At 74.1% G+C, this 15,310-nt stretch carries 12 protein-coding genes; 5 read left to right on the top strand and 7 right to left on the bottom strand.

Annotated elements, in window-relative coordinates:
- Positions 1–82 precede the first annotated feature (82 nt).
- The gene (locus OG904_RS02955) at positions 83–862 is read left to right on the top strand and encodes an SDR family NAD(P)-dependent oxidoreductase (protein WP_405487045.1); all 780 of its coding nucleotides are present in this window, start codon (positions 83–85) and stop codon (positions 860–862) included.
- Here the strand turns inward: OG904_RS02955 and OG904_RS02950 are convergent.
- The 4 genes from OG904_RS02950 to OG904_RS02935 form a co-directional block, all read right to left on the bottom strand.
- Positions 859–2,757 (bottom strand): hypothetical protein, encoded by a 1,899-nt coding sequence (locus OG904_RS02950; protein WP_405487043.1) that lies wholly within the window; start codon positions 2,755–2,757, stop codon positions 859–861. The genes OG904_RS02955 and OG904_RS02950 overlap by 4 nt on opposite strands.
- A gap of 122 nt (positions 2,758–2,879) precedes the next feature.
- The gene (locus tag OG904_RS02945; RefSeq protein WP_405487041.1) at positions 2,880–4,517 is read right to left on the bottom strand and encodes an ABC-F family ATP-binding cassette domain-containing protein; all 1,638 of its coding nucleotides are present in this window, start codon (positions 4,515–4,517) and stop codon (positions 2,880–2,882) included.
- Positions 4,518–5,405: 888 nt separating this feature from the next.
- A complete protein-coding gene (locus OG904_RS02940; protein ID WP_405497724.1) occupies positions 5,406–6,671 on the bottom strand; it encodes an SLC13 family permease in 1,266 nt (421 codons plus the stop codon).
- 285 nt (positions 6,672–6,956) lie between these two features.
- Positions 6,957–7,757 (bottom strand): maleylpyruvate isomerase family mycothiol-dependent enzyme, encoded by an 801-nt coding sequence (locus tag OG904_RS02935; RefSeq protein ID WP_405487039.1) that lies wholly within the window; start codon positions 7,755–7,757, stop codon positions 6,957–6,959.
- 846 nt (positions 7,758–8,603) lie between these two features.
- Here OG904_RS02935 and OG904_RS02930 point away from each other — a divergent pair.
- Complete coding sequence (locus OG904_RS02930) at positions 8,604–9,575, top strand: GlxA family transcriptional regulator (RefSeq protein ID WP_405487037.1); 972 nt, start codon at positions 8,604–8,606, stop codon at positions 9,573–9,575.
- 267 nt (positions 9,576–9,842) lie between these two features.
- The gene (locus tag OG904_RS02925; protein ID WP_405487035.1) at positions 9,843–10,481 is read left to right on the top strand and encodes a DJ-1/PfpI family protein; all 639 of its coding nucleotides are present in this window, start codon (positions 9,843–9,845) and stop codon (positions 10,479–10,481) included.
- Here OG904_RS02925 and OG904_RS02920 read toward each other — a convergent pair.
- Positions 10,456–11,205, bottom strand: coding sequence for an enoyl-CoA hydratase/isomerase family protein (locus OG904_RS02920; RefSeq protein WP_405487033.1), 750 nt, complete (start codon positions 11,203–11,205; stop codon positions 10,456–10,458). The genes OG904_RS02925 and OG904_RS02920 overlap by 26 nt on opposite strands.
- A 163-nt stretch (positions 11,206–11,368) precedes the next feature.
- On the opposite strand from OG904_RS02920, the gene OG904_RS02915 reads away from it, so the two are divergent.
- Together OG904_RS02915 and OG904_RS02910 are read left to right on the top strand one after the other, a co-directional pair.
- Complete coding sequence (locus OG904_RS02915; RefSeq protein ID WP_405497722.1) at positions 11,369–12,022, top strand: HdeD family acid-resistance protein; 654 nt, start codon at positions 11,369–11,371, stop codon at positions 12,020–12,022.
- A gap of 130 nt (positions 12,023–12,152) precedes the next feature.
- Positions 12,153–12,671, top strand: coding sequence for an ATP-binding protein (locus OG904_RS02910; protein WP_405487031.1), 519 nt, complete (start codon positions 12,153–12,155; stop codon positions 12,669–12,671).
- A gap of 125 nt (positions 12,672–12,796) precedes the next feature.
- Here the strand turns inward: OG904_RS02910 and idi are convergent, their stop codons facing one another.
- Together idi and OG904_RS02900 are read right to left on the bottom strand one after the other, a co-directional pair.
- Entirely contained in the window at positions 12,797–13,396 is a 600-nt protein-coding gene (gene idi / locus OG904_RS02905; RefSeq protein WP_405487029.1) for an isopentenyl-diphosphate Delta-isomerase, read from the bottom strand.
- A gap of 188 nt (positions 13,397–13,584) precedes the next feature.
- On the bottom strand, positions 13,585–14,841 hold the full coding sequence (locus OG904_RS02900) for a GNAT family N-acetyltransferase (RefSeq protein ID WP_405497720.1): 1,257 nt from the start codon (positions 14,839–14,841) through the stop codon (positions 13,585–13,587).
- Positions 14,842–15,310 lie beyond the last annotated feature (469 nt).

The following is a 15,310-nucleotide window of genomic DNA, read 5'->3' as shown; positions in this document are numbered from 1 at the left end:
CCCGGCACGACGCGGCGCACCCGCATCCGTACTCGTACCCGTATCCGCACGAATCGCTCGACCGCCAGGAAATGGAACTCCCTTGACCGCCACCGTACTGATCACAGGAGCCAGCGCCGGACTCGGCACGGCCTTCGCCCGCGGCTTCGCCGCCAAGGGCTGCGACCTCGTCCTCGTCGCCCGCGACAAGGCCCGCCTCGAAGCCGTCGCCGCGGACCTCGGCCGGGAATTCGGTACCGTCTGCGAGGTGTTGCCCGCCGACCTGCTCGACCCCGACAGCCTGGGGACCGTCGTGGAGCGGCTCGCCGACCCCACCCGGCCCGTCGACATCCTGGTCAACAACGCCGGCTTCGGACTGCCCGCGCCGTTCCCGTACAGCCCCGTCGAGGACGAGGAACGGATGCTCGACCTGCTGGTCAAGGTCCCGCTCCGGCTCACCCACGCGGTGCTCCCGGGCCTGCGCGCGCGCCGCCGGGGCGCGGTCGTCAACGTCTCCTCGGTCGCCGGACTGCTGCCGACCGGGACCTACGGCGCCGCGAAGGCCTGGATCACGGCCTTCAGCGAGTCCCTGCGCGTGGACATGGAGCCGTACGGGGTGCGCGTGCTGGCCGTGGTGCCCGGGTTCACCCGCACCGAGTTCCAGGAGCGTGCCGGGATGGACGTCAGCGCCCTGCGCGACGCGGTGTGGCTGGAGCCGCACGAGGTGGTGGCCCAGGCCCTGAAGGACCTGGCCCGGCGCCGCCCGGTGAGCATCACCGGCCGCCGCTACCAGGCGTACGCCCTCGCGGCCCGCCACCTCCCGCGCACCTTCGTGGCCCGGAAGATGGCCCGCAAGCGGCGCCCGCCGGCCGACGCGGGTTAGGCCGTCTCCTTCCGGGGGCCTTCGATGCGGTCCAGTGCCTCCCGCGCGGCCCGGTACAGGTCCTCGTCCCGGAGGATGTCCGCGCCGTAGCGGCGCTCAGAGCCGACCACCGTGCGCAGTGCGGGCAGGGCCGCCGCCGCGGGCCGGCCGATCGTTCCGAGGGCCCGTACGGTCCGCAGCACCACCGGGGGCGCCTCGTACCCGGCCAGCGGGCGCAGCTGCGGCAGCAGGGCCGCCAGGGCGGGGGCCGCGTCGCCGGTGATCCCCCACCAGGCCTCGGCCGCGCCGACCCGGGTCCACTCGCCCGGGCCGTCGAGCAGGGGCCGCACGGCGTCGGCGTACGGTGCGGCGAGCGGGCCGAGGTCGGCGAGGTAGCGCAGCACCGGGCGGCTCAGCCCGGCCCGGGCCGCCGATCCGCAGACCCGCAGCGCCAGTTCCGGGTCGCCGGTGACCCGCCAGTGCGCCCACGCCGCGGTCTGCGCGCCCTGCCACGGTTTCGCAGGGCGTCCGCCGGCCGGGCCGAGGGGATACGGGGTCCTGTCGCCGCGGGCCAGGGCGGCGAGCGCGTCGGCGGCCCGCGCGGCGGCCGGGCCGATCCGTCCCAGGGCCTCGGCCGCCGGCCGGGCGTGCCCGCACTCCAGCAGTCCGGTCAGCTCGGGCACGGCCGGCGCCGCGGCCGGGCCCCACCGGGTGAGGATCTCCAGCACCGCGGGGATGGCGCCTGCCCCGGAATCGGCGGCGAGCCGGTCCCGCAGGGCCGGGAGCAGATCCGCCGCCCACCGTTCGGGCAGTGATTCGACCCGCGGGCAGCGCTCCCCGAGGCGTTCGCGGTACCAGACCCTCGCCCGGTCGTCCCCCAGGCCGGCCAGGGCCCGTACCGCGAGGTCGGTGTGCGGGTTCGCGGGGGTGAGCCCGAACCCCTCGACGAAGCGGACGAGCCGGTCCGCGTACGGGGCCGCCGCGGTCCCGCCCCGCGCGAACACCTCGAGCGCCCTGCCCGCGATCCGCTCCTCGTCGTCCAGCCCGGCGGCGACCGTCTCCCACAGGTGCGCCGAGCGGCGCCGCCAGGAACGCAGCTGGCTCCCGGCGACCGTCACCGCCCGCGCGCGCAGCTCCGGGTCCCGGTGGCGGGACAGGCCGTCCACCAGGGCCGCCCCTTCGAGGGGATGGGCCGAGAGCAGCCGTGTGCAGTGCTCGACCGGTGAGTAGCGGTAGTACCCCCACGGCAGGTCCGGCAGGCAGTCGTCCCCGGTCTCGGCGAAGACCCCGGCGAGGCGGCGGCCCGTACCCCGCGCACCGCCGGGAGCGGCCACCAGCAGCACGGCCCACGCGGCCGCCAGCCCGACCTGGGTGTTGCGGTGGTCCAGCCAGGGCCGCACCCACTCGACGGTCGCCCCGGAGCCCTCGGACCCCGACAGTGTTCCCACGGCGAGCAGTTGGGCGGCCAGTGCCACCGGGTCGCGCTCCTCGGCGGCCTGCCGCCGCAGGGCCTGCAGTACCGCCGGATCCGCACCGCGCAGCTCGCGCAGCAGCCAGGCCGCGCCCGCCCGTACCTGCGCCGACCGGTCCGCGACCAGCGGGAGCACGTGGTGCCCGGAGCCGGTGAAGGCGAGGAAGGCCGGGCGGTGCACGCCGACGGGGCGCTCGCAGATGAGGTGGGCGCGGCGGGCCAGGTACCCGAGCACCAGGGCCCGGCGGTTCCTGTCGAGCCGGGGGAGCAGCTCGAACAGCCGCCGGGTGACCGCGATGAACAGCGGGTCGTCGGACCGCCACCCGAGCAGCGCCTCCAGCTTCGCCCAGGCGGAGCGCCGCAGACCCGGTACCAGCAGTCCGTGCAGCAGGCCCGGAACCACTTCCCGCCCCGCCGGCACCCCTTCGAGCTCGTGCCACCGCATCCCGCCCCCCGATCGTCCATGATCGGGAGCTTAACGAAGGCCAACGGGGGCTTGGGGGCGCCGGGTCCGTGGTCGACGGGCGGACGGCGGGCCGGTTGGGGGCGGCCGCCCGCCGACCGGGATCAGAGCTCGGTGACCTTGCCGTCCTCGACCCGCAGCCGGCGGGTCACGTGGACCGCGTCGAGCATCCGGCGGTCGTGCGTGACCAGCAGCAGGGTGCCCTCGTAGGCCTCCAGGGCGGACTCCAGCTGCTCGATCGCCGGAAGGTCGAGGTGGTTGGTGGGCTCGTCCAGCACCAGCAGGTTCACCCCGCGCCCCTGGAGCAGCGCCAGGGCCGCCCGGGTGCGCTCGCCGGGGGAGAGGGTCGCCGCCGGACGGGTCACGTGCGCCGCCTTCAGGCCGAACTTGGCCAGCAGGGTGCGGACTTCGGCCGGCTCGGTGTCGGGCACGGCCGCGCAGAAGGCGTCGATGAGCGGCTCGTCACCGAGGAACAGGCCACGCGCCTGGTCGACTTCGCCGACCCGTACCCCCGAACCGAGGGTGGCGGAGCCGGAGTCCGGGGCCAGCCGGCCCAGGAGCACGGCCAGCAGCGTGGACTTCCCGGCGCCGTTGGCCCCGGTGATGGCGACCCGGTCCGCCCAGTCGATCTGCAGGCTGGCCGGGCCGAAGCCGAACTCCCCGCGCCGTACGGAGGCTTCGCGCAGGGTGGCGACCACGGAGCCGGAGCGCGGGGCCGCCGCGATCTCCATGCGCAGCTCCCACTCCTTGCGCGGCTCGTCGACCACTTCGAGCCGCTCGATCGCGCGCTGCGTCTGGCGGGCCTTGGAGGCCTGCTTCTCGCTCGCCTCGCTGCGGAACTTCTTGCCGATCTTGTCGTTGTCGGTGGCCTTGCGGCGGGCGTTCTTGACGCCCTTGTCCATCCAGCCGCGCTGCATGGCGGCCCGGTCCTCCAGCGAGGACCGCTTGTCGGCGTACTCGTCGTACTCCTCACGGGCGTGGTTGCGGGCCCGCTCGCGCTCCTCCAGGTAGGCGTCGTAGCCGCCGCCGTAGAGGTTGATCTGCTGCTGGGCCAGGTCCAGTTCGAGGACCTTGGTGACGGTGCGCGTGAGGAACTCGCGGTCGTGGCTGATGACCACCGTGCCGGCGCGCAGCCCCTTCACGAACTGCTCGAGGCGCTCCAGACCGTCGAGGTCGAGGTCGTTGGTCGGCTCGTCGAGCAGGAACACGTCGTACCGGGACAGCAGGAGCGAGGCGAGCCCGGCGCGGGCGGCCTGGCCGCCGGAGAGCGCGGTCATCGGCAGGTCGAGCCCCACCGCCAGCCCCAGGTCGTCGGCGACCTCCTGGGCCCGCTCGTCGAGGTCGGCGCCGCCGAGGTTCAGCCACTGGTCGAGGGTCTCCGCGTACGCGTCGTCCGCACCCGGAGTGCCGTCCACCAGCCCCTGCGTCGCCGCGTCGAGCGCGGCCTGCGCCGCCGCCACGCCGGTACGCCGCGCCAGGAACTCGCGGATCGACTCGCCGGGGCGCCGCTCGGGCTCCTGCGGGAGGTGCCCGACGGCGGCGGTGGGCGGGGACAGGCGCAGCTCACCGGTCTCGGGAGCGTCCAGCCCGGCGAGCAGCCGCAGCAGGGTCGACTTCCCGGCGCCGTTGACGCCGACGAGGCCGATGACGTCGCCGGGCGCGACGACGAGGTCGAGATCGGCGAAGAGCGTGCGCTCACCGTGCGCGGCGGTGAGCTTCTTGGCGACGAGGGTTGCAGTCATGATCTGCCGATCCTATCCGCGCCCCGGCCCTCCGGGTCCCGGGGCCGGGCAGCGGCGGCACCCCGGCGGACGGGCGCGGACGCCGGGCCGGTGGAGGCCCGCCCACGGGGCCGGGGCCGGCCCTGTGGGCGGGGGCGGCGCTGCCCGACTGGCGGGCTCAGGTGCCGGGCGGGGGCCCTGGGGCCCCGCGGGCGGGGGGTGGCGTCCGGCTGGCGGCCTGAGGCGTCGGCGGGCAGGCGGCGGCCCTCCCGGCGGGTCCGGCCCTTGGAGTCCGGCCCTTGGAGTCCGGCGCCCGGCGAGTGGTGGTGCCCGGCCTGCGCGCTCAGGCGCCGGGTGGGCACGGGCCCGTCCACGGGGTCCGGCCTTCGGATCTCGCGGGTGGGGGCGGCGGTGTCTGGCCGACGGGCCCAGGTGGCGGGCGGGTGCGGGCCCGCTCGCAGGGGCCGGCCGGTCGGGGCCTATGGGTGGTGGGTTGTGTGCCTAGCCTGTGGGCTGGGGTGGCGCGTGGGCGTAGTCCCGTCGTCGGGGTCCGGCCTTTCGGATCCCGTGGGTGGGGTGGCGGCGGCTGGACCTTCGGGTCTCGCGGGTGGGGGTGGTGGCGCCCCGGCCTGCGGGCTCGGGTGGCAGGTAGGCGGAGGCCCGCTCGCAGGCCGAGCCCTGCGGGCGAAGCTGCGCCTACCCACCACCACTCCCCGCCCACAGGACCCGGGCCGGCCCCTGCGAGCAGGCCCGCCCCCGCCCGCCACAGCAGCCTTCCGTCCCCGGGACCCGATAGGCCGAGCCCCGTGGACGGGCAGGCACCCGACCGGCACCTGAACCGCCGACCGGGCACCGTCACTCCCCACCGACGGCCCCAAGGGCCGCCCCTCTTGGCGTTGGCCGGTGGGCTCAGGTGCCGAAGAGGCGGAGGCCCGCCCACAGGGCCGTCACCGCAGCCGTGAGTGCCGGGACCGTGGTCAGGAGGCCGAGCCGGGTGAAGTCCCCGAGCCGTACGCCCCCGTACCCGTCCGCGTGCAGGATCCGCCGCCACAGCAGCGTGGCCAGCGATCCCGCGTAGGTGAGGTTCGGCCCGATGTTCACCCCGATCAGCACCGCCAGCACCGGCCCCGCGCCACCCGCCGAAGCCACCGGGAGCAGGGCGAGCACCGCGGGCAGGTTGTTGATCAGGTTGGCCAGTACGGCGGCCAGGGCCGCCACCGCGAGCAGCGCGGGCAGGGAACCCCCGGCCGGTGTCACCCGCTCCAGCCCGGCCCCGAGTCCGTGGTCCACGACCGCCCGCACCACCACCCCCAGCGCCAGCACGAACAGGCAGAAGGCCGGCGCGGCCGACTCCAGGATCCGGACCGGCGTGGTCTCGCGCCGCCGCAGCGCCCGTACGGCCAGGACGAGCACGCCCGCGAGCGCCGCCCATGCGGGGCTCGCCCCCGCGAAGGAGGCGAGGGCGAAGCCCGCCAGGGTCAGCGCGAGCACAGCGGCCGCGAACCGGGGCAGCGGCGCGGGCTCCCCGGCCTCCGGGACGTGCTCCGGAGCCGCCGCCAGGTCGCGGCGGAAGAAGCGGCGGAAGACCGCGTACTCCACCCCGATCGCGGCGAGCCACGGCAAGGCCATCAGCGCCGCGAAGCGGGTGAAGGACAGGCCGCTCGCGGCGAAGGCGAGCAGGTTCGTGAGGTTGGAGACCGGCAGGAGGAGCGAGGCCGAGTTGGCGAGGTGCGCGGTGGCGTAGACGTGCGGCCGGGGCCGGGCCCCCAGCCGGGAGGCCGTGGCCAGCACCACCGGGGTCAGCAGCACCACCGTCGCGTCGAGGCTCAGCGCGGCCGTGACGACCGATGCGACGGCGAACACCCCGCCGAGCAGCGCCACCGGCCCCCGCCCCGCCGCACGCCGGGCCACCGCGGCGCCGGCGGCCCGGAAGAGCCCCTCGTCGGCGCAGAGCTGGGCCAGCGCCAGGATCACCGCGAGGAACCCGACCACCGGCAGCAGCTCGCGCACCTGCGCCCACGCGTCGGCGGGCGGTACGACACCGAGTACGACGAGCAGCCCGGCGGCGGGCACGGCCGCGGCGGCCTCGGGCAGCCCGCGCGGACGCAGAACGGCGAAGGCCAGCACTCCGAGGAGGAGGGCGGCGGAAAGGGACGCGGCGGCGAGGGGATTCAGAACGAGCTCCGGAGCGGGGTGGGCGGGGCGGGGTGGGCGGGGCAGGCCGGACCCGGAACACGCGCACCGCGGCGCGGCGCCACGGCACGAGGCGGAACGCCAGGCTAGACGCCGGCCCGGGCACCGCACCGGGGGCGGGGTCGCGCACGGTGCAGGACGTATGGCCGCGGGCCGGGCGCGGTCCAGGCGTCGGGCCGGGCCGGGCGCCGGGCCGGGCCGGGCGTCGGGCCGGGCATGAGTCGTGTCCTACCGGCTCGTGGCGCGGCCAACCGCCCCCGCTACGTCCTACTTCTCCTCCGGCTCCCAGGCGCGGAGCAGGTCGAGCAGCCCTGCGTCTCCGTCAACGTGCAAGGAGTCGGCCTGGATCCGGTCGTACAGGTAGAGGACCAGCTCACCGGCCGTGCCGTGGACGGAGGCGCCGGCTGCGTCCGAGACTTCGCCGGGCGCGGCGGTGGGCGCGGGGATGCGGGTGATGCGTGCGCCGTCGCCGTCGACGGTGAGGCGCCAGGAGCGGCCCTCGGCGGCGTGGAAGTCGAAGGCCGTGGGCTTGTGCGGCCAGGCACTCGGCGTTGCGCAGACGGTGAACAGGAACTCCTCCACACCGTCGAGTGCCAGCTCGACCGGCAGCGGCTGCGGGGAGCCCCCGGCGAGCTGGGCGTCGTAGGTGTGCACCGCGGTCTCCTGGACCCGGTGCCGGGCGGTGCCGCCGGCGGTCTGCGGTGACTGCGACGCGGGCCACCACGTCCAGCAACCGCTCTCCGGTCCCGCCGCGCGCAGGGCGCCCAGCAGAAGCTGCGTCGACGCGTCCAGCCAGTCCAGCAGGTCCTCACGCTCCTGCGGCACTTCCAGCGCGGCGCGCGCGGCGACGGCCTCGGCCGGGGGAGCGTCGGCAGACCCCGCGCCGACGATGGCGGCCCAGAAACGGTCTCCCCCACCCAGGTGCTTCACCAGATCGAACAGCGTCCACCCGGGGCAGGTCGGCACCTGCGCGTCGAGACCGGGCGCGGCGGCGACCACGGCGCGGAAGGCGGTCGACCGTTCATCGATCAGTCGCAACAGGTCAGGGAACTCAAGATTCTTTTCCACGCCGGATGTCTATCACCGTGCTCCGGTGATCGGACAGCGATATTCCCAGTCGCCGCCGGTTGGCCATTGCGGACGTCCCTGCCTCCCACCGCTGGGGTGACAAGCTGCGCATTGCTGCGAGGACGGTGGTGGTGGCGGTACGCCAGGCGTCGTGCCGGTGGGCGCTCTGGCCTCACCGTGCGGCCGGTGAGACCGGGGCCAGACCGGATGTGGGGCCGGACACTGCACCCGGCGTGGGGGCGGTCATGGTGCCGGACACGAGTGTGGACACCGGGCCGGACACGAGGCCTGAGGCCAGGTCAGAGGTGAGGCCCGAGGCCAGGCCGGACGTGGGGCGGAGACGACGCCGGGCATGAGGCCAGACAACGCACGGAAGGTGAGGCCGGACGCCAGGGCGGACGTGGGACCGGACACCGCGCCGACGTGAGTCCGGGCGTGCGTGCCGGACGCGGGGCCGGTCACTGTGTCGTGCGAGGTCGGAGCCCAGGCCGGGGGTGAGGTCGCGCCCTGTGCTGGGTGTGGCGCTGGACCCCGTGGCGGGCGTGGGATCAGAGGCCAGGCCGGGCGTGAGTCCGGACAGTGCGCTGGGCGTGGGGTCGGGCATGGTGGTGGGTGTCGGGTCGGGCACGGTGCTGGGCGTGGGGTCGGGCACGGTGGTGGGTGCGGGGACGGACACCGTTCCGGATGTGAGTCCGGCCGGTGGGCTGGGTGTGGGCCGGGCGTCGGGCTGGGCGCCAGGCCGGAGGCAGTGCCGGGCGTGAGGTCGGGCATCCGGGCCGCGGAATGGCCGGATAGGAGGGATCCGTGTCATTGCGGCCATGGGGCGCGGTGTCACACGATGAGGTCATGTCGCCTCGAAACGTGCTCGTCCTCCTCTACGACGGTGTGCAGAGCCTGGATGTCACGGGGCCGATGGAGGTGTTCTCCGGCGCCGACCGCCACCCCGGACCGGCGCGTTACGTCCTGCGGACCGTCTCCCTGGGCGGCGCTCCGGTCCGTGCGAGCAGCGGGCTGGGGCTGGTCACGGACGGGGACCTGGAGAGCGAGCGCCCGGGCGCCGGGACCACTCTGCTGGTGCCCGGGGGCCGGTACACGGGGGACTTCGAGCCGAGGCTCACCGACTGGCTCCGGGCGCACGGGGGTCGCGCGGAGCGCCTGGTCTCGGTCTGCACCGGAGGTTTGCTGCTGGCCGAGGCCGGGCTGCTGGACGGGCGGCGCGCGACGACGCACTGGTACGTGTGTGAGCGGATGGCCCGGGACTACCCGGCCGTCACGGTCGAACCCGACCCGATCTACGTCCGGGACGGCCCGGTGGCGACCTCGGCCGGGGTCACGGCCGGCATCGACCTGGCGCTGGCGCTGGTGGAGGAGGACCACGGGAGGCAGCTCGCGCTGTCCGTGGCGCGCCATCTGGTGGTCTTCCTGCGGCGGCCCGGGAACCAGGCGCAGTTCAGCGTGCAGCTCGCGACGCAGACGGCGCGGCGGGAGCCGCTGCGGGACGTGCAGCACTGGATCACCGAGCACCCGGGGGAGGACCTGAGCGTGGACGCGCTGGCGGCGCGGGCCGCGCTGTCGCCACGGCACTTCGCGCGGTCTTTCCAGGCGGAGACCGGGGTGACACCGGGGCGGTACGTGGAGCGGGTCCGGGTGGAACACGCGCGGCGGCTCCTGGAGGAGGGCGGCGAAGGCGTCGCCCAGATCTCCCGGGCCTGCGGCTACGGCAACCCGGAGGCCCTGCGCCGGGCGTTCGTGAAGACCCTGGGCCAATCCCCAGCCGAATACCGCCGCCGCTTCGGCACCCCCCACGAACACTCCTGAGACAGCCCGCCGACCAAATGCCCCACAACTCCGCCCGCCGACCACACGCTCATCGGGCTCGCCCCGCCGCCGCACGCCCCGAGGCCCCGCCCCGTCGACCGCCCCCCAGGCTCCGTCCCGCAGGACCGCTCCCGCACCCCGTCCGGGGTACCGGTCCCGGACCGTCCCGAGCCCGGCGGCCCGGCAGCCGAACACCCCGGCAGCCAAACACCCTGGCAGCCCGGCATCCACACAGCCCGACACCCCGCCAACCGCTCCGGAGGAGCCATGCAGATCGCCGTACTGCTCTACGACGGGTTCACCGCCCTCGACGCCGTCGGACCCTTCGACACCCTCGGCCGGCTTCCGGGTGCCGAGATCGTCTTCGTGTCCGAGCGGCCGGGGCCCGTGCGCAACGACAACGGGCTGCTCGCGCTCGTCGCGGAGAAGGGGCTCGACGAGGTGGCGCGGGCCGACATCCTCATCGTGCCCGGAGGGCCGTCCTCCGACGCGGAGATGAAGAACCCCGTCGTCCTCGACTGGCTGCGCACCGTCGACGCCACCACCACCTGGACCACTTCCGTCTGCACCGGCTCGACGCTGCTCGCCGCCGCGGGGCTGCTCGACGGGCGGCGGGCCACCAGTCACTGGCTGTACCTGGACCGCCTGCCTCCGTACGGAGCGGAGCCCACCGGGGAGCGGGTGGTCTTCGACGGGAAGTACGTGACGGCGGCCGGGGTGTCCTCGGGGATCGACATGGGGCTCGCCCTGCTCGGCCGCATCGCCGGGGACGAGTTCGCGCAGACCGTGCAGCTGATGACCGAGTACGATCCGCAGCCGCCCTACGACGCCGGTTCCCCGGAGAAGGCGCCCGCCGAAATCGTCGCGCGGCTGCGCGAGTTCACCCCTGCGGCGGAGTCCAGGTAAAGGCGGGCGCGCGCCGCTCCAGGAACGCGGCGACACCCTCCGCGATGTCGCCGCTTCCGGCGGCCTGGGCCGCCCAGTGGGCGTCCCGGTCCGTGCGACCGTCCGCGAACTCCTTAGCGGAGGCCTGGGTGAGCTGCGAGCGGGTGGCCAGGATCCGCGTGAACTCGGCCACCCGTTTGGTCAGTTGGCCGACCGGCAGCAGCTCGTCCAGCAGGCCCGTGCGCAGTGCCCGTTCCGCGTCGATCAACTCCGCTGAGAAGAGCAGGTACTTGGCGGCCGACGGGCCCACCAGGGAGGCCAGTCTCCGGGTGGAGGAGGCCGGGTACACGATGCCCAGCTTCGCCGGGGTCACGCCGAACGACGCCCCCTCCTCAGCGAAGCGCAGATCGCAGGCGGCGGCGAGCTGGCTCCCGCCGCCCACGCAGAAACCGCGGATCGCGGCGAGCGTGGGCTTGGGGAAGGCGGCGAGCGCCTCCTCCGCCGCCACGGACAGGGCCTGCGGGTCGTCGTCCCCGGTCAGGGTGGAGATGTCGGCCCCCGCGCAGAACGTCCCGCCGGCTCCCGTCAGCACCAGCACCCGTACGGCGGGATCGGCCGCGAGCCCGGCCAGCAGCTCCGGCAGGCCGCGCCACATCGACGCCGTCATGGCGTTGCGCTTGGCGGGGTGCGAGATCACGACGGTGGCGACCCCGTCGGCGACGGAGGAGAGGAGGGCTGCGTCCATGCGCCGGATGCTATCCCGGACGGTCAAACCTATGATCAAAAGAACCGGTACCCGCCAGGTTGGCGGACCGGCAGTCGGGAAGTCCGTCCGGGGGGTGCTGAAAGGTGGCGCGTCCATGGGCGCAGACCGTGCCGAGCGTGCGGACCGTACCGGTCCCCGGGACATGAAGGACGACAAGAAGAAGGTCAGCCGCAGCTTCGGGGTGATGGCCCTGCTCGGGGTGCTCCTGGTGCTGGCCGGGCTGGTGGGCCTCGTCTACACCGGCGTCGCCACCCTGACCACGATGTTCCTCTTCGGCTGGCTCCTGCTGGCCGGCGGATGCGTGGGCCTGCTCCAGGCGATCCAGTCCCGCAAGAGCAACTACTTCTGGCTCGCCGTCATCGTCGCCGCGATCAACATCGCGGCGGGTTTCGTGATCCTGCGCCGCCCCGAGGCGAGCGCCGAGGCGCTGACCATGTTCGCCGCGCTGCTGTTCCTCACCGGCGGGGTGTTCCGGCTGGCCGGCGCCGTCGTGGTGCGCGGCGCCCACCTCGGGCTGACCCTCGTCCAGGGCGCCTTCGGCATCCTGCTGGGCCTGCTGATCCTCGCCAACTGGCCCGGCAGCAGTCTGTACGTGATCGGAGCGTTCTTCTCCCTCGCGCTGCTGTTCGACGGTCTGAGTCTGATCGCGGTGGGCATGGGAGCCCGTCGCATCCTGGGCTTGGTCAGGGAGGATGAGGTTGCGGTGACGCCGGGAGGGACGGCGGACGCCGTGACCGAGCCGCGCGAGGCGGCCGGGAACCGGCCTCCAGAAGATCAGGAACGGTCGAACAACTGACTCTGTCATACGCCAGCGGTCAAAAAGTGTCCGATTGATGCTGACTTCTGGTCAGTGGTCCGGGCCGGAGCCCTGTGGTCCCCACTCTTGACGTGTGCAGACGATCGAGCGTGAAGACGGGGGCCGGGAAATGGATGTCAGCGGGAGCGTCCCGCCAGTCAAGGGGGCCGAGCCGGAGGTCGCGGCCGCCCCCCTCGCCTATGAGGGAGTGTGGCGATTCACGGCTCCCGCCGTAGAAGAATCCGTTCCGCAGGCCCGCCGTGCGGTCCGGGACCTGCTCGGCCGCCAGGAGGTGCCGGCGGACCGGGACCTGGTCTACTCCCTGCTGCTGATCGTCTCCGAACTGGTGACGAACTCGGTCCGGCACGCGGCCGTGCTCTCGCCGGAGGTCGCGGTCGAGGTCGCCATCGGCCGGGAGTGGGTACGGGTGGCGGTCGAGGACAACCACCCGTACCGCCCGAAGGCGCTGGAGGCCGATTTCGGTCAGACCGGCGGCCGGGGCCTCCTCCTCGTCAGGGAGATCACGCTCGAGGCCGGCGGGGTCTGCGACGTGGAGCACACCTCGACGGGCGGCAAGGTGATCTGGGCGGCCCTGCCGCTCACCGGGGCGGCCACCTCACCGGCCGCCACCCCGACCTCCGCGGTCTGAGGAGCCCGAACGCGCCGGCGTACCGGCTTCCCGTGCGCGGCATCCCGCCAGGCGCTTGGACCTCCCGGCGCTTGGACCTCCCGGCACGTGGACCTCACCGGCACGTGGACCTTCCGGCGTACCGGCTACCAGCCCGCCGCGTCACCCGTGAGCTCGCGGATCGCGGGCCGGGCCGCGTCCAGCACGGTCATGAACCAGGCCGAGAACGGCACCTCGGCGTTCCGCTTCACCAGTTCCTCGGCGGTCACGAAGGCCGTGTCCGCGATCTCCTCCGGATCCGGCCGCAGCGCCGCCTGCGCGAGTCCCACGAACAGGTGGTTGTACTCCTGCTCCACCAGCCCCGAAGCCGGGTCCGGGTGGTTGTAGCGCACCGTCCCCGCCTCCGCGAGCAGTGAGGGCGACAGCCCCAGCTCCTCGTGGGTCCGCCGGGCCGCGGCCGCGAACGGCGACTCCCCGGGATAGGGGTGACCGCAACACGTGTTCGACCAGACGCCGGGGGAGTGGTACTTCCCGAGGGCGCGCTGCTGGAGCAGCAGCCGGCCCTGCTCGTCGAAGAGGAACACGGAGAACGCCCGGTGCAGCTGACCGGGCGCCTGATGGGCGGAGAGCTTCTCCGCCGTGCCGATGGTGTTGCCGGACTCGTCGACCAGTTCGAGCATGATCGGCTCTTGCGTACCGGTGCCGGTGGTCGCGCTGTTCGCGGCGGTGGCTGGTGTGGTCGGCATACCCATCCTTCGCTTCGGACTTCGACCTTCAGTCTGCCGTACAAAAGAGGTTTGTCCGCACTTCGGTGATCCGCGCATGTCTGCCCCCCGCCGCGTGATAAGCGGCGGAGGGCAGACCATTCGCGTCCTTCGCGTCCTTCGCTTCCTTCACTTCACTCGAGCTCGCTCGAGCGCGCGCAGGACTCCGATCAGACTCCGAAAGGGGCCGGGTACTTGATGGTGCCCGCCGGGACGGGCGCGGAATCGTCGAGGACCAGCGCCATCATCGCCTCGTCGAGTACGTCGAAAGGCGCCCGGATCCCGAAATGCGAGGCCGGCGCGAAACCGAAGCGCGCGTAGTACGCGGGATGCCCCAGGACGAGCACCAGCTTCTCCCCGCGCTCCGCGGCGGCCGCGAGCAGCGCCCGTACGACCGCGCTGCCGGCGCCCGAGCGCTGGACGGCGGGGTCAACGGCCACCGGTGCGAGCGCCAGGGCCGGCGCCCCGTCCACCTCGCACCGGGTCAGCAGGGCGTGCGCCGCGAGCGACCCGTCCGGGCCCTCGGCCACGCAGGAGAGGCCGGGCAGCCAGGAGGCGTCGTCGCGCAGCGCGTCCACGAGGTCCGCTTCGGCCGGGGTCCCGAAGGCGGCCGCGTTCAGCGCGTGCACGGCGGCCGCGTCCCCCGCGCCCTCGGGGCGGACGGGCCAGGCGCCGCCGTCCCCGGCCGTCACCGGGCGCAGGACGTAGGCCGTGTACCCGTACTCGTGCCCGTGCCGCTCCCGTACGGCGACCTCCTCGCGTACGAAGCCCAGCGCGGCCGCGGCCTGCGGACCCGAGGGCTCCGGCGCCCGGGCCGCCCGCTCGCCGAGCGGGCCGTAGTAGGCGGCCCAGTCGGTGTCGGGCTGCCGGTGGACGGCGAGCACCTGGTACCCGGCGGCCTGGACGGCGGCCAGGTTCCGGGCGGTGGAGCGCAGCGCGTAGTGCGGGTCCCAGAAGGCGCGGACCCCGGCGGAGGGCTCGGCGACCGTCCATTCGCACTCGCTCAGCACCAGGGTGCCGCCGGGGGCGAGGAGCCGCTTCCACCGTGCGAGCGCGGTGGCGAAGCCGATGTTGTAGGCGGAACCCTCGGCCCATACGAGGTCGAAGGAACCATCCTGATAGGGGAGGGCGCCCATGTCCGCCTTGACGGCGTGGACGCGGCCGGCGAGCCCGCGGGCCACGGCGGCCGTACGGAGCTCGTCGAGGAAGCCGTCGTTCAGATCGACGGCGGTGACCTCGGCGCCCCGGCTTCCCGCCTCGGCGGCGAGCAGCAGGGCGGAGGGACCCGGACCGCAGCCCAGGTCCAGGACGCGCGGCCGCTCGGGCAGCGGTCCGCACAGGGACAGCAGGTGGCGGGTGGTCGCGTCCGAACCGGGGGACTGCCGGGGCAGGCCGCGGTGCAGCTCGAAGAACGCCTCGAAGAACAGCTCGCCCTGCGTGCTGAAGTCGGTGGTGTGCGAGTTGCCGCTGTTGTCGGCGATACCCGCGTTACCCGCGATATCCGTGTTTTCGATGTGATCGGTCAACGTGAACCCTTGAGAGGGGGCTCCGGCCGATCCGGGGCCGATCAGGCCCGGCCGGACGCCCGGAAGGAGAGGGGGATGTACCGGAGTTCGCTGCGCTGGGCGGCGAAGCCTGCGACGGTCATCAACCCCACCTCTTTCTCTGTTCCGTGACATTCGGGCGATTAAGACGCTTTTACGGCACTCGTACGCGTCTGCGACCAGGCTAACAGCAGCCGAGGCCGGGGCGGTTTGTGATCGCTCCTTCTCATCGTGAATGATGATCGGAACGGGGCCCACTGCCTCATGATTTTCGGCTTATCGGGGCGTAAACAGGTGGTGAACCCCTGCTTCCGTTCATCCGATAGCCTCTGCCGACGTGCCGCCGCCCCAT

It is taken from the genome of Streptomyces sp. NBC_00096 (assembly GCF_045041305.1).
In the GTDB taxonomy this organism is placed as follows: Bacteria; Actinomycetota; Actinomycetes; order Streptomycetales; family Streptomycetaceae; genus Streptomyces.
This window is presented reverse-complemented; position numbering and strand designations above follow the sequence as displayed.